Genomic DNA, 22,274 nt, shown 5'->3' with positions numbered 1-22,274 from the left:
GACAGATTTAGCACAGACTTAAATTAATAAATTGAAGGTATATAACATGATTAAGAAGCTGCATAGCAATCAACGTATGAGTAAAACCGTAATCCATAACCAGACTATCTATTTGTGTGGTCAGGTAGGTAATGCAGAAGACGATATCAAAGCTCAAACATTAACTTGTCTAGAAAAGATTCAAACGTTGTTAGAAGAAGTGGGTAGCGATAAATCAAAACTACTATCAGTAACGGTTTGGATAAAAGATATGGCAGACTTTGCTGCTATGAATGAAGTCTATGACCAGTGGTTTGAAGGCATTCAGCCGCCAGCTCGTGCTTGTGGCGAGTCTGCATTGGCACGTCCTGAGCTGTTGGTTGAGATGATTGCCATCGCCGCTGAGTAAGTAACAGATTAATTGTAGTAGTTGTTTAAAAAAGGCCATGATATCGCTATCATGGCCTTTTTCGTGCTTGGTACATAATCTGGCTCGAATGCTATTATGGACGGTTAATAAAAAAATAACAGTAGCTAAGTAGGTGGCAGCCACAGCTGTAGTTAACATCCTTTCCATACCGCTTGGCGCTTTTCAACAAAGGCGTCAATACCTTCACTCACATCGTCTGCCATCATATTACAAGTCATTACTTCACTGGCATAGTCATAAGCATCTTCGACGCTCATATTCAATTGCTTATAAAACATATCTTTGCCAGTTCTTACCGCTACTAGAGATTTGGTAGTAATCGCCGTTATCAACGATTGCAAGACTTGTTCTAATTGTCCCGCTGGCGCTACTCGATTAATCAATCCATATTGCAAAGCAGTATGTGCATCGATAAACTCACCGGTAATCAGCATCTCAAACGCTTGCTTACGAGGTAGATTACGACTGACGGCTACAGCAGGCGTGGAGCAAAAAAGCCCAACGTTGATTCCAGAGGTGGCAAATTTGGCTTCATCAGCGGCAACGGCCAAATCACAAGCGGCGACTAGCTGACATCCTGCTGCTGTCGCGATGCCTTGCACTTTTGCAATCACGACTTGCGGCATACGATTAATAGTGAGCATCATGTGACTGCATTGTTGGAATAGGGCGCGCTGAAAGGCTTCATCTGAATGTGCGCGCATCTCTTTTAGATTGTGACCGGCACAAAACGCTTTACCATTTGCTGCAATGACGACTACACGGATATTGTCATCTTGAGCGATACTGTCCAGTTCCGCTTGTAGCGCAGAGAGTAGCTCAACGGATAAGGCATTGAATTGCTTTGGTCGGTTTAAGGTGAGAGTGACCACGCCACTTTTTCTATCATCTTTTCTAATAACGAGAAAGTCGTCCATGGCTAAGGCAACGTCAGAGTTTGTCATTTATCATCCTTGATAATGGGTTGTTTCGTTTGGTAGATGCTATGTATAGCTACCTAAATAGTAGCATGGCTTACCTCTTATATAATAGGTTGCTCGTGTAGAAAGCAGACAAATAAAAATAGCGATCTCATATTCTGAGGTCGCTATTTGTTTATCAGTCAGATACACGCCAAGGCTGTATTAAGCGGTCTTTACACTGAATTTAGTATGCGCCTTCGCTATAAATAAGCTCGTAGCTGTGGCTGTATATCTCGACGATATTGCCAAACGGGTCTTCCATATAAATCATGCGGTAAGGTTTTTCACCAGGGTAATAATAGCGTGGTTTTTCCATACGCTTTTTACCACCTGCTGCAACGATGCGCTCAGCCAACTCTTCAACATTTGGATCTTGAACGCAGAAGTGAAAGATACCTGTTTTCCAATATTCAAAGTTATTTTCAGGGTTTTCTTGATTTTTAAATTCAAAAATCTCAACACCGATACGGTCACCAGTAGACAAGTGAGCAATACGGAAGCTGCCCCAACCTGAACCGAATACTTCAGTAAACATTTCACCAATCGGGCTATTATCTTCAACAATCTCTGTTGGCTCCATGATGGTGTACCAACCCATTACTTCAGTATAAAATTTTACGGCGGCTTCTAGGTCGGGAACTGAAAGGCCGATGTGCGAAAAACTCCTTGGATAAACGTTGTTCATAGCTTTTGCTCCTGTTTGATGTGCGCTTTGTTTAACGTGGAGTCAGTATACAAACAGAAGATAATTACGTAAAATTATCATTTATTATGAATATAAGTATGTATTGTAATGATAAATATCACATGGTTACGCACTTTTTGTACGCTTGCCGAGTTCGGGCACTTTACTCGTACGGCTGAACGCTTACACATGACCCAATCTGGCGTGAGTCAGCATATACGTAAGCTAGAAGATCAATTGGATACAGACTTACTGATTCGTCAAGGAAAGCAGTTCTCACTGACCAATGCAGGTGAGCAGCTCTATAAAGAAGCAGGCGAGATATTGCAGCGCTTATCAAATCTGGAGCAGCGCATCGGTGAAGATCCGCCTTACGAAGGATTGGTGCGTTTGATGTCGCCTGGTAGTGTGGGACTCAAGCTATATCCGCAGCTTTTGACATTACAGCAGCAGTATCCAAAACTAGTGATTGATTACCGTTTTGCACCCAATTCTGATATTGAGCGGGCACTGGCAAGTCACGAGATTGATATTGGCTTTATGACGGATATCTCAGATGATGAAACAGTTAGTTGCAAACCTATGGCGCAAGAAGCGCTAATATTAGTGACACCTGCAACTACGGTAGAGCCGAGCTGGGAGCATCTCATCGAGCTTGGTTTTATTGATCATCCAGATGGTGCACATCATGCAGGTATGCTACTGACTGCCAATTATGAGCAATTTCAACACATCAATGATTTTGAGAAAAAAGGCTTTTCTAATCAGATTGGTTTAATCTTAGAGCCAGTGAGTAGGGGCATAGGCTTTACCGTGCTACCTGCACATGCAGTGGCTGCTTATCAAAAGCCTGAGCTTATTAAAAGCCATCATCTGCCTGTTGCCGTTAGCGAGACGCTATATCTTGCGGTAAGACGACAGCATGCACTCTCTAATAGAATGCATACTGTCATTGATGAAGTAACGAAATGGCTATAGCATTAATACATTAATAATTAGCCTTACATTTTGTTTGTAATACAGTTTGGCTAGCAACAGTATCTATATATGAACGTGAAACACGCCATAATTTATTTAGATATATTTTCGATTTATGCTACATCTATGGACTAATAATGAATATACAGCTATTAAAAAAGACATACTTCAATATTGTAATGACTTATATGATAGCTGGACTACCAATACCTGCTATTGCCGAAGATTCAGTGTTGATAAGTGATTTGGCTACTATTGAGTCGCTAGCACGGCAAGGAAATGCTATTGCTCAGTATAATTTGGGTGTTATGTATGCAGCAGGTTCAGATGTCGAGCAAGATAATGTCAAAGCTTTTGAGTGGTTGAATAAATCTGCCAGTCAAGGATTAGCTGAAGCGCAATATAATATCGGTGTTATGTACGATCAAGGTATAGCTGTACCACAAAGTCATGAAAAAGCCTTCACCTACTATAGCCATTCTGCTAAACAAGGCTATAGCAGAGCGCAATATAATCTTGGTAATCTTTACTCTAAAGGTGAAGGTGTCGTTCAAAACGATATCAGCGCCCTTGAACATTGGCAACAGGCAGCGGCGCAAAATAACAAGTTAGCACAGTTTAATTTAGGCATTGCTTATGCCGATGCGAAAGGTGTCCCTAAAGATAATATAACAGCGTTTAAATGGTACAAAAAATCTGCTGAACAAGGCGTTGCTGGTGCTCAATTTAATTTAGGTGTTCTGTATCAGCAGGGTCAAGGGGTTTCTAAAAATAACGCAAAAGCGGCTGAATGGTTTGAAAAAGCAGCTAAGCAAGGCATGGCAGAAGCTCAGTTTAACCTTGGTTTTATGTATTACAAAGGCGAGGGTATAAAATTAGACTATAGCAAAGCAGCGCATTGGTTTGAAAGCTATAGTCAGCTAGGATATCAAGACGTGCAAAACGAATTAGCAAAAATTTATATTCTAAGTGATGGTGTCTATGGCGATAGAGTAGGTGGGTTAGCAGGGTTAAAGCGTATCTGTGACACTGGCATTCAGAAATATTGTGATATGTATACAGAATGGAGCCAAAAAACAGATTGAATGGTTTGGCTCTGTTCTGCTTTGAAATGATAAAAATATCTATCTCATCTTAATACCTAAGTGCATAGCAGCAGCGATATTGACAGCCGTGGTTTCAATATTGTCATAAGCCTGACTCAGTACGTTTTCGATGGTATCTACTTTTTGGATACTCGGCATAACAACATTGAATTGGCTGGTTTGCGCAGGTTTGAGTCCGTCAACACTACCGCAGATAGCAATGACCGGCGTATGGCTGGCTTTGGCAAGCTGACTGATACCTCCTGCCACTTTACCCATGGCTGTTTGCGCATCGAGCTTGCCTTCACCAGTGATGACGAGATCAGCCTCTGCGATATGCTGCGACAAATGAGCCACCTCAGCAACTGTGTCAAAACCTGATTTTAGCTGAGCTTGAAAGAACGTCATCATCGCGTAGCCAAGACCACCAGCTGCTCCAGCGCCTTCGACATGTTGGCAGTCCTCATAACCGTGATGACCACACATGGTGGCAAAGTGACTGAGTGCTTTGTCTAAGGCTTTGACTTGCTCTGCACAAGCGCCTTTTTGTGGACCAAATACTGCGCTCGCACCCAAAAGACCACATAAAGGATTGGTCACATCACAAGCGACTTCAAATGCTGTGTCTAATACCTTTGCATGAAGATTTATATTATCAAGCCTATGTAGGCTGGCAAGTGCACCACCACCATGAGTGAGTAGAGTGTCATTGATATCGTGAAATGTGATGCCTAATGCCATTAGCATGCCAAGACCTGCATCATTGGTTGCGCTACCACCTAGACCAATCACGATACGTTTAGCCCCTTCTTCTAACGCATCAGCAATCAGCTCGCCGACACCGTAACTGCTAGCAATCACAGGATTGCGTTCACCGCTTGTCAATAGATGTAATCCGCACGCTTGAGCAACTTCGATGACAGCCGTAGCGTCAGGCAATAACAAATACTTTGCTGTTATCGATCTCATCAGTGGATCATTGACCACTACTTCTTTCCAGCGTCCACCCAATACATAAGACAGTACCGCAGAGGTGCCTTCGCCGCCATCAGCCATCGGCAATAGCTTATAATCAGCCTCTGGAAACACTTGGCTGAAGCCAGATTGAATGGCGCGGCAAACATCCAATGCGTCTAAGCTTTCTTTAAATGAGTCGGGAGCAATTAAAATTTTCATGAATGTCTCTTTGAATCTCTTTAAATAAATACCAAGGTTAATAACCAGATAAAGACGATGCTGGTCACGCCTTGAATACCCGTTGCCATAGAATGGGCTTTGTAAGCCTGCGCCACACTCATACGACTAAACTGACTCACGATCCAAAAGAAACTGTCATTGGCATGAGAGATTGTCATTGCACCTGCACCAATGGCCATCACACAAAATACGCGACCTAGCTCACTGTCTAGACCAATTTGATCCAATAACGGTGCAACCATCGCAGAGGTGGTGACCAGAGCCACAGTGGTCGAGCCTTGCGCAGTTTTTAGTGCGGCTGAGACGATAAATGGCATAAAAATACCAAGTCCTAACGCAGACAGTGTCGTACCCAAATAGTCACCAATAGGTGTCACTTTTAGCATGGCACCAAATGCACCACCAGCGCCAGTAATCAATAAGATAGGCGCGGCTACGACTAAACCTTGAGAGATGCTGTCGCTGATCTGCTGCGTTTTTTGCTCGGTATTGATGAGTAGAAATGATAGAAACAGACCAATGAGCAAGGCTGTTAATGGATTACCAATAAATATCAAAATATCGGTTACCATGCCGCTGCCAAATGGCGCGCTTGGAAAGTTAGCAACAGAGGATAAGCAAATCAATACGATCGGCACGATAATAGGTAAGAACGCCATCGTTGCTGACGGCATATTGCTATAGTCGTCACGCGTTTTCATGTTTTCAGGCAATGTCGCGGCTGGTGCGTCCAACGCATCTATATTATCAGGCGTCACATTGAGGAAACGATTAGACCACCACCAGCCCGCCAATACAGCAACGGTTGTCACGACCACACCAACCATGATAACCAAACCTAGATTGGACTCTAATCCTAGGTTACCTGCTGCGGCAATTGGGCCTGGTGTCGGTGGGACAAAGGTATGCGTTGCGTACAAGCCAGTGGCTAATGCAATGCTCATCGCCACACTGGACACGTGTAAACGCTCGGCCAATGTTTCTTTCAATGAGTTTAAAATAATGTAGCCAGAGTCACAGAATACTGGCACTGAAACCACAGCACCAACGATAGACATGGTCAAAGTAGGGAAGCGTGGTCCCAAAACTTTGATGACCGTTTCTGCCATTACAATGGCGGCACCTGTTTTTTCAAGGATTAGCCCGATGATAGTACCGAAGACAATAACCAGACCGATGTAACCTAAAATACCGCCAAAGCCATCAGAGATGGTTTTAGCAACAGTATTAAGCGGCACTTGGTAAAATAGCGCTACTAAAAAGGCTGATAATATCAATACTAAAAAAGGATGCCACTTTAACTTTGCTGTGGCAAAAATAATAAAAAGAATGGTCAGCACAAGCCAAAATACGATCATTACTGTCTCTACATGTAGGGTTGATAGCGATAATTGTGGATGCTGCTACTGAGCTATTATTTCATTAATAGCAGCATCAATAGGTATATGGATTTTTAAAGGGGCATATTCTATAGTAAATCCAAGCTGCTAGGGAATCTATTCGGCTCATATTTTATTTTATTCATGGTAAAGCTTAGATACTCTGCTAGTATGTGCTTTTTGCTTCACACGTACTATTATCAGGATGCCTACCTTGACCATATTTACTGCGCCTACTATAGCCAATATAGAAAATGATGAATTACGTCTGCAGCTACAGCAGATTATAGACCTAAAAACCAAGCCGCTGGGCGCGCTTGGGCGAATAGAGGCACTCGCTGTGCAGTTGGGCATGATTCAAGGAACGATCACACCGCATATTGAGCAAGCGCAAATATGAGTGTTTGCGGCAGACCATGGTTTAACTAAGCATGGTACATCAGCGTTTCCTAGTGCTGTCACTGCGCAAATGGTTCATAACTTTTTGCAAGGCGGCGCTGCCATCAACGTACTGGCACGCCAGCATAATATTGAGTTAAAGGTTGTTGACGCTGGGGTGGATACCGACTTTGCTCCTCATCCGAAATTGCTAGATTATAAAGTTCGCCATGGTAGCCGAGACGCGCTAACAGAGCCTGCAATGACAGAAACAGAGTGTTTAGTAGCGCTAGAAAACGGCATGAAAGTCGTCAAGAATCTAGCGGGTAATCTGTTGATTGTCGGTGAAATGGGTATTGGTAATACTTCGGCGGCGAGTCTCTTGCTGGCGAGATTGGGTGATGTACCACTTGCTGATTGTATTGGACGTGGTACTGGTCTTGATGATGCGGGATTAGAGCATAAGACGGATATTTTGACGCAAGTATTAGAGCGTCATCAACAGGCACAAGCACCGTTTGATGTACTCGCTGCATTGGGCGGGCTTGAGATTGCCATGATGGCGGGTGCGCTGATTCAGGCTGCTAGTGAACGGCGTATTCTCCTGATTGATGGTTTTATTGCCAGTAGCGCATTATTGGTGGCTGAACGCCTAGCACCCGGTGTTGCTCAATACGCGGTCTTTGCTCATCACTCTGTTGAGCCGGGGCACGCGCATTTATTGAAATCACTAAATGCTGAGCCTTTACTTAATATGGGCATGCGCTTAGGCGAGGGTAGCGGGGCTGCGCTCGCGTATCCATTGTTGCAATCCGCTTGCGCCATTATCAATGAGATGGCAAGTTTTAGTGACGCCGGTATCAGTGAGCAAAGTAAGTGATGTCACAATCATTAAACAAACCATCAAATCAGCCATCTTCGCCTAGACGAAATCTTACTCAATTTATAAAGCATGAATGGATATTGTTACTGGTCGCCGTTCAATTTTTAACCCGAATACCTGTACCGTCATTTAAGCATTATGATCCGCAATGGTTGCATCAGAGCAGTCGCCATTTTCCCGCAGTCGGTTTGCTGGTTGGCTTACCCTGTGCTGGCGTGTTTTGGCTGGGCAGTCTGTTATTTACGCCGCTAGTTGCTGCAGTGCTGAGCACAGCTTTTGGAATTAAACTGACGGGCGCTTTTCATGAAGATGGTCTTGCGGATAGCTGTGACGGTCTCGGCGGTGGTCTGACTCGCGAGCGCACACTGACTATTATGAAAGACTCGCGCCTAGGTACTTATGGTGTATTAGGTTTGGTGTCGGCGCTATTACTCAAAATTAGCTTACTTGCCTCAATGCCCTTAACGATGGCTGTCATCGCGCTTATCCTAGGACATACCGCGTCGCGTTTACTTTGCATTAGCCTGCTGTCTTTACTGCCTTATGGTGGAGAGATAGAACACGCAAAAGCCAAACCGATGGCGCAGCAGTTGACGCCAATACAAGGGCTATATAGCAGTGGCTGGCTAATATTGGCTATTATTTTAGTCGCACTTATATTGCCCAATACGATGCAGCAGATTGGGCTTGCTCAATGGTTGTTAGCCATGATACTGGCGCTGATAGCCACTGATTACATGCGACGTTTATTGCGAAGGCGCTTGGATGGTTACACGGGCGATGGGCTCGGCGCGACGCAGCAGCTTAGTGAAATTGCTATTTATATCGGACTGGCTGCTTCTATACCCTTTATTTAAATCAAATCGTCAACAAGGACAATACTCATTCATGATTCTCTATATTTGGCGTCATCCCAAACCGATGAATACTGAAGGAATTTGTATTGGACAAACTGATGTCGGCGTCGATAAACGTAAGTTGAAACGTCTTGCCAATAAAATCGAGCGCTTTGTGCGTTTGCATCAATTGCCAAAAACAATTTGGGTCAGCCCCTTACAACGTTCACTAAAAGTCGGGCAAATATTAGCGCAACGTGGTTTTGAGTGTCGAGTCGCACCTGAATTGGCTGAGATTCATTTTGGCGAATGGGATGGATGTCAGTGGGCGAAAATCACTAAGCAAGAGATTGATGAGTGGTGTAATAATTTTGCATATTTTGCGCCCAGTCATGGAGAGAGCTTGCAGCAGCTATTTGAGCGTGTTGAAGGTTGGTTGGTTAAGGTTTCAACTGAACAAAAAGATAGCCCAGTATTAGTCATCGGTCATGCAGGCTGGATAAATGCAGCCAAGATAATAGCTGCTGACCAAGAAGTGCCGAAAACAGCCGCTGAGTGGCCGCGCTCTGTCGCATATCTGTCCTGTAATCGTATTGATATTTAATTAAAAAAACGGCCATTATATTGACCGTTTTTAAATTTTGAATGCTTTTGAGTGCTTTTGAATAATTTAGGAGGCTGTTAGCTTTCAGCTTGTAGCTCATCGATTTTTTCAAAATAGGCTCTCTCGTTTCCTGCTAATCCTAGGTTCGAATCAAAGCTCACATAAATGCCTCTATCATCCAGTGTTGCGTACCAATGGTCTGCATCATTATCGGTTAGGATTTGAAAGTATTTATTATTAACGATTCTACCCACCTTATAAATTTCACCTTCGCTATAAAAGTGATTGCCTTGGGTGCAGCGTAATTTGTCGTCAGTATTTATCATGTCATTGCAGCCTATCGTTATCTAAATAAAATCTATCAATCAAATACAACGAGCTTATCAACTCAGGTGACAATAATAAAGATGACTTTATAGGTAGTATCTTATTGTTAAGTATAGGCTTTCCAAGCTATTTATTACAAATAGTTGCTAGAATATATCACTGTTCAAGATACCTGATAAAATCATCAATTAAGCGCGATAGCAAAACGCAAAAAAGCCAGCAACATGACGTTACTGGCTTTTTTAGACTAGATCTAGATATTCAAAAAATTACTCTTCTGAATAATCTTCGTTTTCGTCTTCAACTTCTGTTGCTGACTCTTCGTTGTCGCCATCTTCAGAAAGAATGGTAACTAGAATAGTAGCGGTAACGTCATGATGTAGCTGAATATCAACATTGTATTCGCCAACTTGACGTAAAGTGCCTTCAGGAAGCTTGATTTCAGCACGGTCTACTTCTAGACCTGAGTTAGTCAATGCTTCAGCAATATCACGAGTACCGATAGAGCCGAATAGCTTGCCTTCGTCGCCTGATTTAGCACGCATGATGACATTAACGTCAGTTAGCGCATCAGCACGTTCTTGAGCAACAGCTACTTCTTTGGCTTCTTCAGCTTCAAGCTCGGCACGACGTGCTTCGAACTTTTCAATGTTAGCTGCAGTAGCAGGTAGTGCTTTACCCAAAGGGATAAGAAAGTTACGTCCGTAACCTGGTTTCACATCGACAGTTTCACCGAGTTTACCAAGGTTGACGATACGCTGTAACAAAATAATTTGCATGAGTCATTCCTAGTTAAAATTAACGGTTAACCCTGATGGTTATCAGTGTATGGAAGTAGCGATAAATAACGAGCTTGCTTGATAGCAGTAGCTAGTTGACGCTGATATTTAGTAGATGTACCGGTAATGCGGCTTGGTACGATTTTACCATTATCACTGATGTACTGTTTTAGCAATTCAACATCTTTATAATCGATGTGAGTGATGCCTTCAGCAGTGAAACGGCAGAATTTGCGACGGCGATAGAAACGTGCCATGAGTATTCTCCTTTAATTAGTCTTCACTGTTGTCGTTGTCGTCATTATCGTTTTCACGACTGTCTGGACGACGAGTAGTTGCTTTGCGTGCGCGTTTTTCATCGGCATTCTTGGCTAACTGCGACTCTTCAGTGACAGCGTCGTCACGGCGCATAACTAGACTACGAATGATCGCGTCGTTATAACGGAATAATTCTTCAAGTTCAGCTAAAGTTTCACCGTCAGTTTCAATGTTGAAAAGAACGTAGTGAGCTTTGTGAATCTTGTTGATTGGATATGCCAATTGACGGCGGCCCCAATCTTCTAAACGATGGATAACACCGTTGTTGTCTTGAACTAACTTGATGTAGCGCTCAACCATGCCGACCACTTGGTCGCTTTGGTCTGGGTGTACAAGTAACACCAGTTCGTAATGTCGCATTATGACTCCTTACGGATTAGTAGCTATTAACCCTATGTTAATAGCAAGGAGATTTATAAGGTAAGCCCGATTTCTAGCTATTATTATGAAAAATAATAAGAAATAAGCTTAGTTTATAAAGCGCCGTATTATAACAGTACTTAGCAACTAACACAAAGGTTAATCACTGAGCCACCGTTAATAGATTATAACAATAATTAGAAATGCTCGATTCATAAAAAAGCAGCGATATCACGCTGCTTTTTTATCAAAATAATAAGATGGATTGTTAATAAACAAGCTATTTTATTTTTGGTTCTTTCACTAACTGACTGCTATCTGCTTTTACCACTAAGGTTTTGGCCAATTTGTCATGCCAGCCGATATTTTCAGGGCTTTTCGATGCCATGTAATAGTGAATAGCAATAATCACGAACCCTAAGAAGCTAGTAAACGAAAACAATAAGTTATAAATAATAAACAATAACAAAGTACGCACACCAATAAGCTTGGTAAAAGAGGGCAACCGATGAGTGGTTTGATCCACCACGCGAATACCCGTAATCAGCTTACCGAGTGACAGACCACGCAGTGTGATAAATACCAATTGTAGCGCAAATAAGCCAAATACCATCACTTGCGACATCATCAATGTGCTATTAGGAAGACTCTCCATCAGTGTCATTGAATACTGATAAGCCGCATCCATGTCTTGGATATTTTGGAATTTGGTATAATCCACATCCATTTTTGTCAATGCCATCACTAGCGGAAAAATAGCCAGTAGATAGAGTAGTCCATTGATGGCTGTTGCTAATACTCGCGACATAATCGGTGCAAGTACCACATTACCGACGACTTTGTCTTTGCTAGACGCAGTCTTATTGCTATTAGCCTTGTTTAGTGACACATTATTGTGCGGTGTGTGCTGACGATTGGTGGTCATGTCAGCCTTCACATTTTTATCCGTGTCTTTCGGACGTTCAGGCTTGCCATACAATCTATCTAATGAAACTGATTTGCTATCCGAGCTATTGCTAGCGTTATCTTCAGGAAAAACAGTTACATTATTGATAATAGAGTCATTAACCTGAGGCTTGCCAAGGTTGGTAGGTCGATAAACCGTTTGATTATTGGTCAAGTTACTGACACGCTGCCATTGGTCTAAGCCTTCATGCCACATCAAATCATCCAGCAGTACTTCGCCAGATGCCAACATGATATTCAGCTGCTCCAAATTGTAAGGACCAGCTTGTACGTTATTTCGAGCAAGGAAAATCTGCATAATTGCCTGCATAGTTAGTCATATCTTAAGTCACTATATATGATACATAATATTAGGGTCTATTTAATATTTTTCAAATAGACCCTAATAATTGTCTCTTTAATGACTGTGTGAATTACTGCTGTGACTGAACGTTACGGCTTACTTCGCTTCTTCACCAGCTAAGAAGAACCAAGTATCTAGTACAGAATCAGGGTTCAACGACACTGAGCTGATACCTTGTTCCATGAGCCAGAACGCGAGATCTGGATGGTCTGATGGACCCTGACCACAGATGCCGACATATTTGTTTGCTTTACGGCACGCATCAATCGCCATGGTCAATAGTTTCTTAACCGCAGGATCACGCTCATCAAATAGATGTGAGACGATACCTGAGTCACGGTCAAGACCAAGTGTCAACTGAGTCAAGTCGTTAGAGCCGATTGAGAAACCATCGAAATGCTCTAGGAATTCATCTGCCAATAGGGCGTTGGTTGGTAGCTCACACATCATGATAACGCGTAAACCGTTTTCACCACGTTTTAGACCGTTTTTCTCAAGTAATTCGATGACTTCTTTGGCTTCACCAACGGTACGAACGAATGGAATCATAATCTCGACATTGGTCAAGCCCATCTCATCACGTACGCGTTTTAGTGCTTTACACTCTAGCTCAAAGCAGTCACGGAAATTATCAGACACATAACGACTGGCACCGTGGAAATCAAGCATTGGGTTTTCTTCTGATGGCTCGTATAATTTACCACCAAGCAAGTTAGCATATTCGTTTGATTTAAAATCTGACATACGAACGATAACTGGCTGATCCATAAAGGCAACGGCTAGCGTTGAGATACCTTCGACCAACTTATCCACGTAGAAATCAACCGGTGAGGCATAACCAGCGATACGCTCTTGGATGGCTTGGGCAATTTCGCGTGGTAAGCTGTTCATGTTCAGTAGTGCTTTTGGGTGCACACCAATCATACGGTTGATGATGAACTCTAGACGCGCAAGACCAATACCTTCGTTTGGCATTTGCGTGAATGAGAAGGCACGATCTGGATTACCAACGTTCATCATTACTTTGAAGGCAAGCTCTGGCATAGACTCAACAGAGTTGGTCTGCACTTCAAAATCAATTTGGCTTTCATAAATGAAGCCAGTATCACCTTCGGCACAAGAAGCAGTGACGTCTTGACCATCAACCAATAGCTCAGTCGCATTACCACAACCAACGATGGCTGGAACACCTAGCTCACGAGCAATAATCGCTGCGTGACACGTACGACCACCACGGTTAGTGATGATAGCAGAAGCACGCTTCATGACTGGTTCCCAATCCGGATCGGTCATGTCTGATACCAGTACATCACCTTCTTGTACTTTATCCATCTCATTTAAGTTGCTAACGATACGGACTTTGCCTGAACCGATACGCTGACCGATTGAACGACCTTCACACAATACTTTAGCGTTAGTCGTGTCGATGATATAACGTTCCATAACATTGCTGTCTTGGCGGCTCTTAACCGTTTCAGGACGCGCCTGAACGATAAAGATTTCATTGGTATCGCCGTCTTTTGCCCATTCGATGTCCATTGCTTGACCGTAATGCTTTTCGATTGTTACGGCTTGTTTAGCAAGAGAGGTTAGCTCTTCAGTCGATAACGAGAACTGCATACGATCTTGTTTTTCAACATCGACAGTTTTTACTGATTTAGTGGTGCTACCTTCATCACCATAAACCATTTTCTTATGCTTGCTGCCTAGGTTACGGCGGATAACTGAAGGCTTACCATTGGCTAGCAATTGCTTTGAGATATAGAATTCGTCTGGGTTAACCGCGCCCTGTACAACCATTTCACCTAGGCCGTAGCTTGAAGTGATAAATACCACTTGATCAAAACCGCTTTCGGTATCTAGCGTGAACATCACACCCGCCGCGCCAGTTTCTGAGCGAACCATACGCTGTACAGCAGCAGATAAGGCAACGCCTTCATGCTCAAAGCCTTTATGGACACGATAAGAGATGGCACGGTCGTTATAAAGAGATGCAAATACTTCTTTAATTACAATTAGGACGTTATCAATGCCGCGAATGTTCAAGAAAGTCTCTTGCTGACCAGCAAACGAGGCATCTGGCAAATCTTCGGCAGTCGCAGAAGAACGCACAGCAACAGCGATGTCTTCGCCGCCGCTCATCGTTTCAAACGATTGACGCACTTCTTGCTCAAGATCACTTGGCAGCTCTTGCTCAATAATCCAAGTACGAATCTTTTTACCCGTTTCTGCAAGTTTTTTGACGTCATCAACATCTAATGTTTTTAGTTCGCTGTTGATTTTGTCAAGCAGGCCAGTTTCATTCAAAAAACGGTTAAATGCATTTGACGTGGTGGCAAAGCCGCCTGGTACACTAACACCCAAATCAGACAAATGGCTGATCATTTCACCTAATGAGGCGTTCTTGCCGCCGACCATTTCAATGTCGTCTTTTCCTAGCTGATCAAGATTGATTACAAGTGCTGTAGATTGCGCTGCCATGATAACTCCAGAAAATAAGGTTATTTAGTAAAGATTATAACGGTGAATTATACCGCTATATTTGGAGAATTTCGAGGGGTTGAACCAATATTTTTGTCAAAAAGATACAAATTGTGGGCTTTGCTACATAATTAGTAGAAGGTTATTCATTTTTCTATTTTTGAGATGACGTAAAAATGCGAGTAAAGACCACTCTAATTATCAAGATATGTTTATAAATTGATTGATAAATAGAGGGTTTAAAATAAATAACAGAAGAGCTTTAGGATATTCTTATAGGGCGTGTTGAACATTCATAATTTCAACCAAAGATAAGCACAAGCCAAAGCCACAGTGTTTTCATAACTTTGTTTGAGCTTATCAAATCTGGTTGCAACTGCTCTGTAATTTTTTAGCTTAGCGAAAGCGTTTTCTACTAAGTGGCGAGCTTTGTACAAGTGCCAGTCCATATGATCGTTAGAGGACCTTGTATTTCTTTTCCGAGGGATGTTATTGAAGCAGCCCACTTGTTTAATATGAGCACGTAGCGCATCAGAATCATAGCCCTTATCAGCACATACAGTCACTGTTGCGCTCAAATCTATGTTATCAATTAAGTCTGGAGCCACTTTCACATCATGAGTAGTACCATCTGACAAGAGAAAATTGATGGGATTGCCATGTGCATCAACTGCTAAGTGAATCTTAGTCGCACGTCCTGCCACACTTTTACTAATACCTTGCAGATTCTCATGACCGCCACTGCTATGCTGATGCGCTTTAATATGAGTACCATCAATAAAGACCCATTCAAGGTCTGAATCTTTGATTAACAAAGAAAATAGCGCAATCAACTTATTACTGCGAAACCAGCGTCGATAAGCTTTGTAGACGGTGTTGGGCTTACCAAAATAATCGGGTAAGTCACGCCAAGGGCAACCAACGCGCATCCGATAAAGAATACCTTCAACGGTACATCGAAGATTTCCTTTGTCATAGATATTCAGTTTTAGTAAGATAGGTCTTAGTTTGGTCCAGTGTTCATCTTTGAGCATTGTGCGAGGCATAGCGAACGAGATCTTTTGGTGTGAGAACTTAAAGATTAACCGTTCGCTATTTTTTTTGCCATAATTTACTCTCAATGTTCAACACGCCCTAATATTTGCCTTTATATATATCAGGTAATGCTGCGCTAGTATGAGTAACCAGTCAGCACAATAATGGTCATTAATCGGTATGATAAGATTAAGGGCACTGTGGCTTTCTAAGTGTACGCCTGTAACATTGATTTCTATTAGGCCGCTATTATGCGTATAATGTAGAGCATAAATAGTAGCGGTTTATCCTGATATAAATGTGCAATATTAGCGCTTATACAAAACGAAAATTACGTCTGAAAATCAAGTCTAAAGCCGATCAAAAATAAAAGCCAAATGAAAATTACCATTGTGTTTTCAATCGAGGTGCCAACGTTATGTACTCAAGTAATCCAGCTGAACAACTGAATCCCACTATTCAAAATCGCAACGCATTAAACTTAGACAGCTCTCAAGCCGTTCGAACCGCGTTTTTTATCTCAGATGGCACAGCGATTACGGCGGAGACGCTTGGCCGCGCTATCTTGAGTCAGTTTGCTTCAGTACCTTTTGAAACACGAGTGTTGCCATATGTCGATAGCTTAGAGCGTGCAGAAGACGCTGTTGAGCAAATCAACATGGCGTATCAACGAGATGGTTTGTTGCCATTAGTCTTTGATACGATTGTTAACCCTGATATTCGTGAAAAGATTAATTCTGCCCAAAGCTGTAACTTGGATATGTATGAGGGTTTGATAGGTCGCGTCGCTGAAGAAACGGGTGTGGAGCCAGACGGACATTCGGGTCATGCACACGACGATGTGGATTCTGAGACTTATAAAGAACGTATCGACGCGGTGCATTTCGCTTTAGACAATGATGATGGTGCGCGTACGCGTCATTACGATGCGGCGGATATTATTTTGGTGGGCGTATCGCGTTCAGGAAAAACACCGACTTCTTTATACTTAGCCTTACAGTTCGGTATTCGAGCAGCAAATTATCCTTTGACCGAAGATGACTTGTACGATAATCAATTACCAAAAGCATTGCGCGAGCACAAAGACAAGCTGTTCGGTCTATTGATCGATACTGATCGCTTGGTGAAAATCCGTCAAGAGCGCCGTGCGGGCAGTCGTTATTCGAGCTATCAGCAATGTCAGCAAGAGCAGCGGGCGATACAGGGGATTTACATCACGCATGGTATTCCAAGCCTTGATGTCTCTGAGATGTCCGTTGAAGAAATCGCTACGCGCATCTTGCAGATGACGGGTCTCAAACGCCGTATCGGCTAATAAAATATAAGCTATCAATTAATTGCTTGAATCAATCAATCAATTAATTATTTAGCAATAACGATTGCTCAAAAAAGAACCATTATTTAAAGCATCACTATTAATAACCATCATTTAATACCATCTCATTATCACATAGAGAATATTATGAGTTCATCTTATAAGTCTAGCAAGACCCCTTTATTATTGGCCAGCTTGCTGAGTGCGGTCAGTTTACTGAGTGCTTGCCAAACGTCACCTTTTTCACGTGAGCCAGTGCCTGAGCCACGTTATATCCCAACCATCGTATTGGGTGAAGCGCAAACGCTAACAATTATGCCCAATCGTGTGGCCTGCGCCTCAGCATTACCGATGCAGTGTTTACTGGCCAAATCAAGCAAAAATGGCAGCGTGTTTCAGGTACCTTATGATTGGATTGATGACTTTAAACCAAGCCTTGGCACAGAATATGTGATTAGTGCGCGTCCGCAGATTGATGAGGGACAGAAAAGCGCGACTGGGCATTGGACACTGCAAAATATTGTGTCACAACGTATGGTGGGCACGCCTTAGTCGTGTGATTTTGACTCGAGCAATTATTGATTCATACACAGTCTAAAAATCAAATAAATAAGTAAATGTAAAGAGGACACGATGGGAACTAAAAAACCAAGCGACGCGACCAATGATATTGGTAAAGACATTCATACCGAAGTATCAAATAAAGAAAGCGGTCGCGTGCCGAATCCTGAACATACTGAAGGCAAAAATAAAAAACAAAATATTGAACAAACCCATGAGCAGGTCACTGATGATGTCATGCACCATCCTGATCTTATTAATCCGCTCGATGACACGCGAATCGATATCAAGTCTGGTTATACGAAAGATTCACGTCGCTTAAAAGGCGATAACCACGAGTATGAATATGATGCGGTCGTTTTAGGAGCAGGTCCTGCTGGCGAAGCGGCGGCTATGAAATTGACTAAATCTGGCAAAAAAGTGGTGGTCATTGATCCACGTGATCAGGTAGGTGGCAACTCTACCCATGTGGGTACGATTCCAAGTAAAGCACTGCGCCAATCGGTATTTAACCTCATTAACTTTCGCCGTGATCCTATGTTTACCAAGGCGATGGAGTACAAGCAAGTTCCTCTAAATAGAGTGCTTGCCAATGCCCGAAAAGTCATTCGCAATCAGGTTAGTACGCACACCCGATTCTATGAACGCAATCGCATTGAAGTGATTCAGGGTTGGGCAAGTTTTATTGATGCTCATACTTTACGTGTTGAAACCGATGATAATGTCTTTGAAACCATTACCTTTAATAAAGCCATCGTAACGGTTGGTAGTCGTCCTTATCGCCCTGAAATTTTAGACTTTAACCATCCGCGCGTTTTTGATTCTGATAAAATTTTGCAAATGGATTATGTGGTCAAAAAAATTATCATCTATGGTGCGGGCGTGATTGGTTGTGAATATGCCTCTATCTTTACGGGTCTTGGTTATAAGGTTGATTTGATTAATAACCAAAATCAATTGCTCAGTTATCTCGATAGCGAGATTAGCGATGCTATCGCGCATGACTTTAGACAATTTGGCGTATTGATTCGTAGTAATGAAGAGATTGATCATCTTGAAACGCATGACGATTATGTCGTCTTACATCTAAAAAGTGGTAAGCGCATCAAATCTGATGCCATTCTTTGGTCAAATGGGCGCTCAGGTAATACGGAAGGTTTAAACTTAGAAGCGATTGGTCTAAAAGCAAACAGCCGTGGTCAATTAAAAGTTGATGATACCTATTGTACCGAAATCGAAAATATCTATGCCGCAGGTGATGTGATTGGCTGGCCATCTTTGGCTTCTGCCGCTTATGACCAAGGACGCTGTGCGGCGGCCTTTATGGTTGGTGATAGCGATGCGGAACCAGTGTCAAGCGTGCCAACTGGTATCTATACGATTCCTGAAATTTCTTGTATCGGTAAAACTGAGCAAGAGCTAACCGACGAAAAAGTCCCATACGAAGTGGGTCAAGCATTCTTTAAGCATTTGGCACGAGCACAAATCATTGGTGAACGCTCAGGTGTCCTAAAGATTTTGTTCCATCGTGATACGTTGGAGATTTTAGGAATCCATTGCTACGGTAACCATGCATCAGAGATTATCCATATTGGTCAAGCCGTGATGAAGTGTAAGAGTAATAATACACTTGAGTACTTTGTGAATACTACTTTTAATTATCCAACGATGGCAGAAGCCTATCGCGTGGCGGCACTAAATGGTCTTAATCGTGTTTTTTAAGTGATAGAATATTGAAACGTTATAAATAAAAAAGCGTCTGCTATGTTAGCAGGCGCTTTTTTTGATTCAGGATCATCGATTTGGCTTTTATTGATGGCAGGCGTTAATGACATGCAATCGTCTTTTGCTTTAGGACACTGTTTTAAGTACTTTATTCGCGTCATGCCAGCGCACCCACATAAGTAGCGCAAAGTAAAACACCCATAAGGCGGCTAGTGCATAAAATCCAGTAGAAACTTGGGGTATGCTAGCCCCCATTTGATTAAGCTGGACGGAGGTATTGATACCCGGTGTCGTGGGTACGAACCAACGTATGATTTGTAAAACTGTGGGCAGCTGATCTGCTGGCCACGGATAACCACTGACAAAAAACATCGGTAGTGAGCTAAAAATTAGGATTTGCATACTACGTTCGCGCTGGCGAAACCAGAGTCCAAGCACACAGCCAAGTGTCGCCACGGTCGGACAAAATAACAAAAGGAACAGTAAACTGCCAAGCATGTTTTGCCCGCGCGGATAGTGGTGTAGCTCAAATGTCCAGCCATAATAAAAGCAGCCAATAATGAAGCTAAACATACTGAGCGCAGCAATTCGCCCAAGCCAACCACGGATAGTTGTCGCATGTCGCCGCTGCTCATACCACGTACCAATCAGCATCGCTGTGGCGATTAATAAGGTTTGTTGCAAAATTAGAATAGAGACCGCTGGCACCACATAAGCGCCATAACCTTCTGTTTGATTGTATAAAGGGATAATTACTAATGGTACCGCTTGAGTATTAGCAGCCGCTGTTGCTGAATAAGCACCTTGTGCCACGTTTTTTTTGACTTCAATCCCTGCTGATACCGTACTGACTGCTTTTAAAAACCCCATCTGTACGTTTTTATTTAACAGAAAGTAGCCGCCATTACCCAATACGCTGACGCTCGCCGCTTTTCCCGATAGTACTTGCTGCTCAAGCCCACTTGGAATGACCATGTACCCAGCGATTTCATCTGACCACATGGCCTCTTTAGCCTGCTGCTCGTTGAGAAAAAGCTGTGTGTCTAACTGTGGACTGGCACTCGCACAGCGAACGATGGTTCGTGATAGATTACTATTGTCGTTATCAATGATACCAACAGGTACATGGTTGACCACTTCTGTCGAATACGGCCAAGGATAAAAAAAACCATAAATAATAGGGGCAATCAGTAAGAGTAATAGCACACCTTTATCAGAAAAGATGTCCTTAATGGTCTGTAAAAAACTACCTAAGAAACTAGGTGTTGAAGACTGCTTGGTTGAATCTGACGTTGTCGGAGATAAATGGTCTTTTGGTGGTAATGACATTAGCGCGCCCCCCAACGTTCAGGATGCGCCAGAGCGCGTTTGGTTAATAAAGTAGTCAAGCTCATCGCAATCGTCGTGGCAATAGCCAGACCATAAACGATAGGTAATGACACAGCAACAGGCGCTTGCATCTGTAATTGTGCAATGTGTAGTTTTAGATAGTGAGTGAGTGGCAGTGCATCTGACCAATGCCGAGCACTGTCACTGATAGCAATATAAGGAAAGGTCACACCAGCAAAGGCATAAGAAGGTGCTGAAATAAAACCAGTAGCAGACAAGCCCATGCGTAATGAAAATGAGCCTAAGGTAAAGATAGCACCCAGCCAAAACGATAGCATTATTAATAATATCAAACCAGCATAAGTTGCAAGCACTGAGCTCATGGCAACGGATTCTTGCGGCGTGGCAAGCCATAGAGCCAACATCGCCCAAATGCTAAAGGCCAATGTCGGCCAAAAGTATTTGCCCAACAGACCAAACAATAATACTAAAACGTTTGCACTCTCCATCATATTTTCATTCGCATGGCTAGAGACTGAGATTTGATCGTTTTTGCTCAAGTATTGGTTATTTTCTACGGCAGTTAATATTTGCTCTGATGTTGACTCGTTTTGCGTGGTTCGCGTCAAATCAGGATGACCTGTACTGATAAAGCGATACCAGTGGCCGAGTCGTTTATCCCGCAGCTCACGACCAATCGTCGTTGCACCGATCACCATCGCTAGAATATGCAGCAGCGCGGGTATGACGGTTGAAGCCAAAAACTGCTGATAATCGGTGGCTGCGTTAAATAGGCTGATGCGCTGTATACCAATCGGCGAGTAAGCAATCGCAGCTTGCGACGGTGCCATGCCTTGTTTGACCAAACGCTGTATCTCAACGCCTGCCGATAACGTCCCAGCGACCGCTTGAACGCTAGTCTGGATAATGCCCGAATGTGTACCGTACTGAGCATTTACTTGTAAAATTAATGGAGCAGGCTCAGCAGATAAAATATGCCGAGAAAAATCTTCAGGGATAATGACAATAGCGTAAATATCACGCTGCAAAATAGCCGCTTTTGCCTCAGCCTCTGAGTAATAAAGCTGTTTAACCGTTAGAGTAGGGCTGGCTTCCAAATAGCGTACCGCGGTATTGGCAATCGGGCTATTGTCTTGGTCTATCACCCCAATGGGCAAATCCGTAATCTGCGTTTGTGAAAATATCCACCAAATCAGTAGGACGGTTGCCAGTGGTATCCATACCACCATACTAAAGTCCCACGGGTTTTTGGTCAAAAACCGTCGCTCATAGACAGCACTACGTAAAAAAGCCTTACTTAACTTCATCAGGTGCATGG

21 protein-coding genes and 1 pseudogene are annotated in these 22,274 nt (G+C 42.9%); 9 read left to right on the top strand and 13 right to left on the bottom strand.

What is annotated here, in order from left to right:
- The first annotated feature begins 49 nt into the window (after positions 1-49).
- Positions 50-388, top strand: coding sequence for a RidA family protein (locus JMV76_RS02390; protein ID WP_055124581.1), 339 nt, complete (start codon positions 50-52; stop codon positions 386-388).
- Positions 389-540: 152 nt separating this feature from the next.
- Here JMV76_RS02390 and JMV76_RS02385 read toward each other — a convergent pair whose 3' ends face one another.
- Both JMV76_RS02385 and JMV76_RS02380 read right to left on the bottom strand, forming a co-directional pair.
- Entirely contained in the window at positions 541-1,353 is an 813-nt protein-coding gene (locus JMV76_RS02385; RefSeq protein WP_201501476.1) for an enoyl-CoA hydratase, read from the bottom strand.
- A gap of 202 nt (positions 1,354-1,555) precedes the next feature.
- Positions 1,556-2,056 (bottom strand): lactoylglutathione lyase family protein, encoded by a 501-nt coding sequence (locus JMV76_RS02380; protein WP_201501475.1) that lies wholly within the window; start codon positions 2,054-2,056, stop codon positions 1,556-1,558.
- A gap of 108 nt (positions 2,057-2,164) precedes the next feature.
- Between JMV76_RS02380 and JMV76_RS02375 the strand changes: the two genes are divergently transcribed.
- Positions 2,165-3,034: a LysR family transcriptional regulator gene (locus JMV76_RS02375; RefSeq protein ID WP_201501474.1), complete on the top strand. Its 870-nt coding sequence runs from the start codon at positions 2,165-2,167 to the stop codon at positions 3,032-3,034.
- A 188-nt stretch (positions 3,035-3,222) separates the two neighbouring features.
- Positions 3,223-4,119 (top strand): tetratricopeptide repeat protein, encoded by an 897-nt coding sequence (locus tag JMV76_RS02370; RefSeq protein WP_201501473.1) that lies wholly within the window; start codon positions 3,223-3,225, stop codon positions 4,117-4,119.
- A gap of 39 nt (positions 4,120-4,158) precedes the next feature.
- Here JMV76_RS02370 and JMV76_RS02365 read toward each other — a convergent pair whose 3' ends face one another.
- Together JMV76_RS02365 and JMV76_RS02360 are read right to left on the bottom strand one after the other, a co-directional pair.
- Positions 4,159-5,295 carry a glycerate kinase gene (locus JMV76_RS02365; RefSeq protein ID WP_201501472.1) on the bottom strand — a complete coding sequence of 379 codons (1,137 nt, stop codon included), beginning with the start codon at positions 5,293-5,295 and terminating at the stop codon, positions 4,159-4,161.
- Between the two features lie 20 nt (positions 5,296-5,315).
- Positions 5,316-6,674, bottom strand: coding sequence for a GntP family permease (locus tag JMV76_RS02360; RefSeq protein ID WP_201501471.1), 1,359 nt, complete (start codon positions 6,672-6,674; stop codon positions 5,316-5,318).
- 226 nt (positions 6,675-6,900) lie between these two features.
- Between JMV76_RS02360 and cobT the strand changes: the two are divergent.
- From cobT to JMV76_RS02345, 3 genes and pseudogenes are all read left to right on the top strand, one after another.
- Positions 6,901-7,953: pseudogene (gene cobT, locus JMV76_RS02355) on the top strand (nicotinate-nucleotide--dimethylbenzimidazole phosphoribosyltransferase).
- Positions 7,953-8,813: an adenosylcobinamide-GDP ribazoletransferase gene (gene cobS / locus JMV76_RS02350; protein WP_201501470.1), complete on the top strand. Its 861-nt coding sequence runs from the start codon at positions 7,953-7,955 to the stop codon at positions 8,811-8,813. Before cobT ends, cobS begins: the two are co-directional and overlap by 1 nt.
- 31 nt (positions 8,814-8,844) lie before the next feature.
- Positions 8,845-9,396, top strand: coding sequence for a histidine phosphatase family protein (locus tag JMV76_RS02345; protein WP_201501469.1), 552 nt, complete (start codon positions 8,845-8,847; stop codon positions 9,394-9,396).
- A 77-nt stretch (positions 9,397-9,473) separates the two neighbouring features.
- On the opposite strand, the gene JMV76_RS02340 is transcribed toward JMV76_RS02345, so the two are convergent.
- The 7 genes from JMV76_RS02340 to JMV76_RS02310 form a co-directional block, all read right to left on the bottom strand.
- Positions 9,474-9,722 (bottom strand): hypothetical protein, encoded by a 249-nt coding sequence (locus JMV76_RS02340; protein ID WP_201501468.1) that lies wholly within the window; start codon positions 9,720-9,722, stop codon positions 9,474-9,476.
- Positions 9,723-9,992: 270 nt separating this feature from the next.
- Positions 9,993-10,502, bottom strand: coding sequence for a 50S ribosomal protein L9 (rplI, locus tag JMV76_RS02335; RefSeq protein WP_045446903.1), 510 nt, complete (start codon positions 10,500-10,502; stop codon positions 9,993-9,995).
- A 26-nt stretch (positions 10,503-10,528) separates the two neighbouring features.
- Positions 10,529-10,759, bottom strand: a complete 231-nt coding sequence (gene rpsR, locus JMV76_RS02330) for a 30S ribosomal protein S18 (protein WP_010198808.1) — start codon at positions 10,757-10,759, stop codon at positions 10,529-10,531.
- A gap of 16 nt (positions 10,760-10,775) precedes the next feature.
- Positions 10,776-11,180 carry a 30S ribosomal protein S6 gene (rpsF, locus tag JMV76_RS02325; protein ID WP_045446907.1) on the bottom strand — a complete coding sequence of 135 codons (405 nt, stop codon included), beginning with the start codon at positions 11,178-11,180 and terminating at the stop codon, positions 10,776-10,778.
- A gap of 280 nt (positions 11,181-11,460) precedes the next feature.
- Positions 11,461-12,456, bottom strand: coding sequence for an RDD family protein (locus tag JMV76_RS02320; protein WP_201501467.1), 996 nt, complete (start codon positions 12,454-12,456; stop codon positions 11,461-11,463).
- A 129-nt stretch (positions 12,457-12,585) separates the two neighbouring features.
- A complete protein-coding gene (gene ppsA / locus JMV76_RS02315) occupies positions 12,586-14,970 on the bottom strand; it encodes a phosphoenolpyruvate synthase (protein ID WP_201501466.1) in 2,385 nt (794 codons plus the stop codon).
- Positions 14,971-15,263: 293 nt separating this feature from the next.
- The gene (locus tag JMV76_RS02310; RefSeq protein WP_045456533.1) at positions 15,264-16,016 is read right to left on the bottom strand and encodes an IS5 family transposase; all 753 of its coding nucleotides are present in this window, start codon (positions 16,014-16,016) and stop codon (positions 15,264-15,266) included.
- A 407-nt stretch (positions 16,017-16,423) separates the two neighbouring features.
- On the opposite strand from JMV76_RS02310, the gene ppsR reads away from it, so the two are divergent.
- The 3 genes from ppsR to sthA all read left to right on the top strand — a co-directional run bounded on the left by ppsR (position 16,424) and on the right by sthA (position 19,603).
- Positions 16,424-17,320 carry a posphoenolpyruvate synthetase regulatory kinase/phosphorylase PpsR gene (gene ppsR, locus JMV76_RS02305; protein WP_045446910.1) on the top strand — a complete coding sequence of 299 codons (897 nt, stop codon included), beginning with the start codon at positions 16,424-16,426 and terminating at the stop codon, positions 17,318-17,320.
- Positions 17,321-17,467: 147 nt separating this feature from the next.
- Complete coding sequence (locus JMV76_RS02300) at positions 17,468-17,872, top strand: DUF4377 domain-containing protein (protein WP_201501465.1); 405 nt, start codon at positions 17,468-17,470, stop codon at positions 17,870-17,872.
- A gap of 81 nt (positions 17,873-17,953) precedes the next feature.
- Positions 17,954-19,603, top strand: coding sequence for a Si-specific NAD(P)(+) transhydrogenase (sthA, locus tag JMV76_RS02295; RefSeq protein WP_045452107.1), 1,650 nt, complete (start codon positions 17,954-17,956; stop codon positions 19,601-19,603).
- A 129-nt stretch (positions 19,604-19,732) separates the two neighbouring features.
- Here the strand turns inward: sthA and JMV76_RS02290 are convergent, their stop codons facing one another.
- Positions 19,733-20,935, bottom strand: coding sequence for an ABC transporter permease (locus JMV76_RS02290; RefSeq protein WP_201501464.1), 1,203 nt, complete (start codon positions 20,933-20,935; stop codon positions 19,733-19,735).
- Positions 20,935-22,272, bottom strand: a complete 1,338-nt coding sequence (locus tag JMV76_RS02285; protein WP_201501463.1) for an ABC transporter permease — start codon at positions 22,270-22,272, stop codon at positions 20,935-20,937. Before JMV76_RS02285 ends, JMV76_RS02290 begins: the two co-directional genes overlap by 1 nt.
- Positions 22,273-22,274: the final 2 nt, after the last annotated feature.

Origin of the sequence: Psychrobacter cibarius (genome assembly GCF_904845955.1) — a bacterium.
GTDB lineage: Bacteria > Pseudomonadota > Gammaproteobacteria > Pseudomonadales > Moraxellaceae > Psychrobacter > Psychrobacter cibarius_B.
This window is presented reverse-complemented; position numbering and strand designations above follow the sequence as displayed.

Bases quoted from the DNA above. Each gene is read 5' to 3' on its own strand.
- JMV76_RS02385 (WP_201501476.1), bottom strand. From the start codon at position 1,353: ATGACAAACTCTGACGTTGCCTTAGCCATGGACGACTTTCTCGTTATT.
- JMV76_RS02380 (WP_201501475.1), bottom strand. From the start codon at position 2,056: ATGAACAACGTTTATCCAAGGAGTTTTTCGCACATCGGCCTTTCAGTT.
- JMV76_RS02375 (WP_201501474.1), top strand. From the start codon at position 2,165: ATGATAAATATCACATGGTTACGCACTTTTTGTACGCTTGCCGAGTTC.
- JMV76_RS02370 (WP_201501473.1), top strand. From the start codon at position 3,223: ATGATAGCTGGACTACCAATACCTGCTATTGCCGAAGATTCAGTGTTG.
- JMV76_RS02365 (WP_201501472.1), bottom strand. From the start codon at position 5,295: ATGAAAATTTTAATTGCTCCCGACTCATTTAAAGAAAGCTTAGACGCA.
- JMV76_RS02360 (WP_201501471.1), bottom strand. From the start codon at position 6,674: ATGATCGTATTTTGGCTTGTGCTGACCATTCTTTTTATTATTTTTGCC.
- cobS (WP_201501470.1), top strand. From the start codon at position 7,953: ATGTCACAATCATTAAACAAACCATCAAATCAGCCATCTTCGCCTAGA.
- JMV76_RS02345 (WP_201501469.1), top strand. From the start codon at position 8,845: ATGATTCTCTATATTTGGCGTCATCCCAAACCGATGAATACTGAAGGA.
- JMV76_RS02340 (WP_201501468.1), bottom strand. From the start codon at position 9,722: ATGATAAATACTGACGACAAATTACGCTGCACCCAAGGCAATCACTTT.
- rplI (WP_045446903.1), bottom strand. From the start codon at position 10,502: ATGCAAATTATTTTGTTACAGCGTATCGTCAACCTTGGTAAACTCGGT.
- rpsR (WP_010198808.1), bottom strand. From the start codon at position 10,759: ATGGCACGTTTCTATCGCCGTCGCAAATTCTGCCGTTTCACTGCTGAA.
- rpsF (WP_045446907.1), bottom strand. From the start codon at position 11,180: ATGCGACATTACGAACTGGTGTTACTTGTACACCCAGACCAAAGCGAC.
- JMV76_RS02320 (WP_201501467.1), bottom strand. From the start codon at position 12,456: ATGCAGGCAATTATGCAGATTTTCCTTGCTCGAAATAACGTACAAGCT.
- ppsA (WP_201501466.1), bottom strand. From the start codon at position 14,970: ATGGCAGCGCAATCTACAGCACTTGTAATCAATCTTGATCAGCTAGGA.
- JMV76_RS02310 (WP_045456533.1), bottom strand. From the start codon at position 16,016: ATGCCTCGCACAATGCTCAAAGATGAACACTGGACCAAACTAAGACCT.
- ppsR (WP_045446910.1), top strand. From the start codon at position 16,424: ATGTACTCAAGTAATCCAGCTGAACAACTGAATCCCACTATTCAAAAT.
- JMV76_RS02300 (WP_201501465.1), top strand. From the start codon at position 17,468: ATGAGTTCATCTTATAAGTCTAGCAAGACCCCTTTATTATTGGCCAGC.
- sthA (WP_045452107.1), top strand. From the start codon at position 17,954: ATGGGAACTAAAAAACCAAGCGACGCGACCAATGATATTGGTAAAGAC.
- JMV76_RS02290 (WP_201501464.1), bottom strand. From the start codon at position 20,935: ATGTCATTACCACCAAAAGACCATTTATCTCCGACAACGTCAGATTCA.
- JMV76_RS02285 (WP_201501463.1), bottom strand. From the start codon at position 22,272: ATGCACCTGATGAAGTTAAGTAAGGCTTTTTTACGTAGTGCTGTCTAT.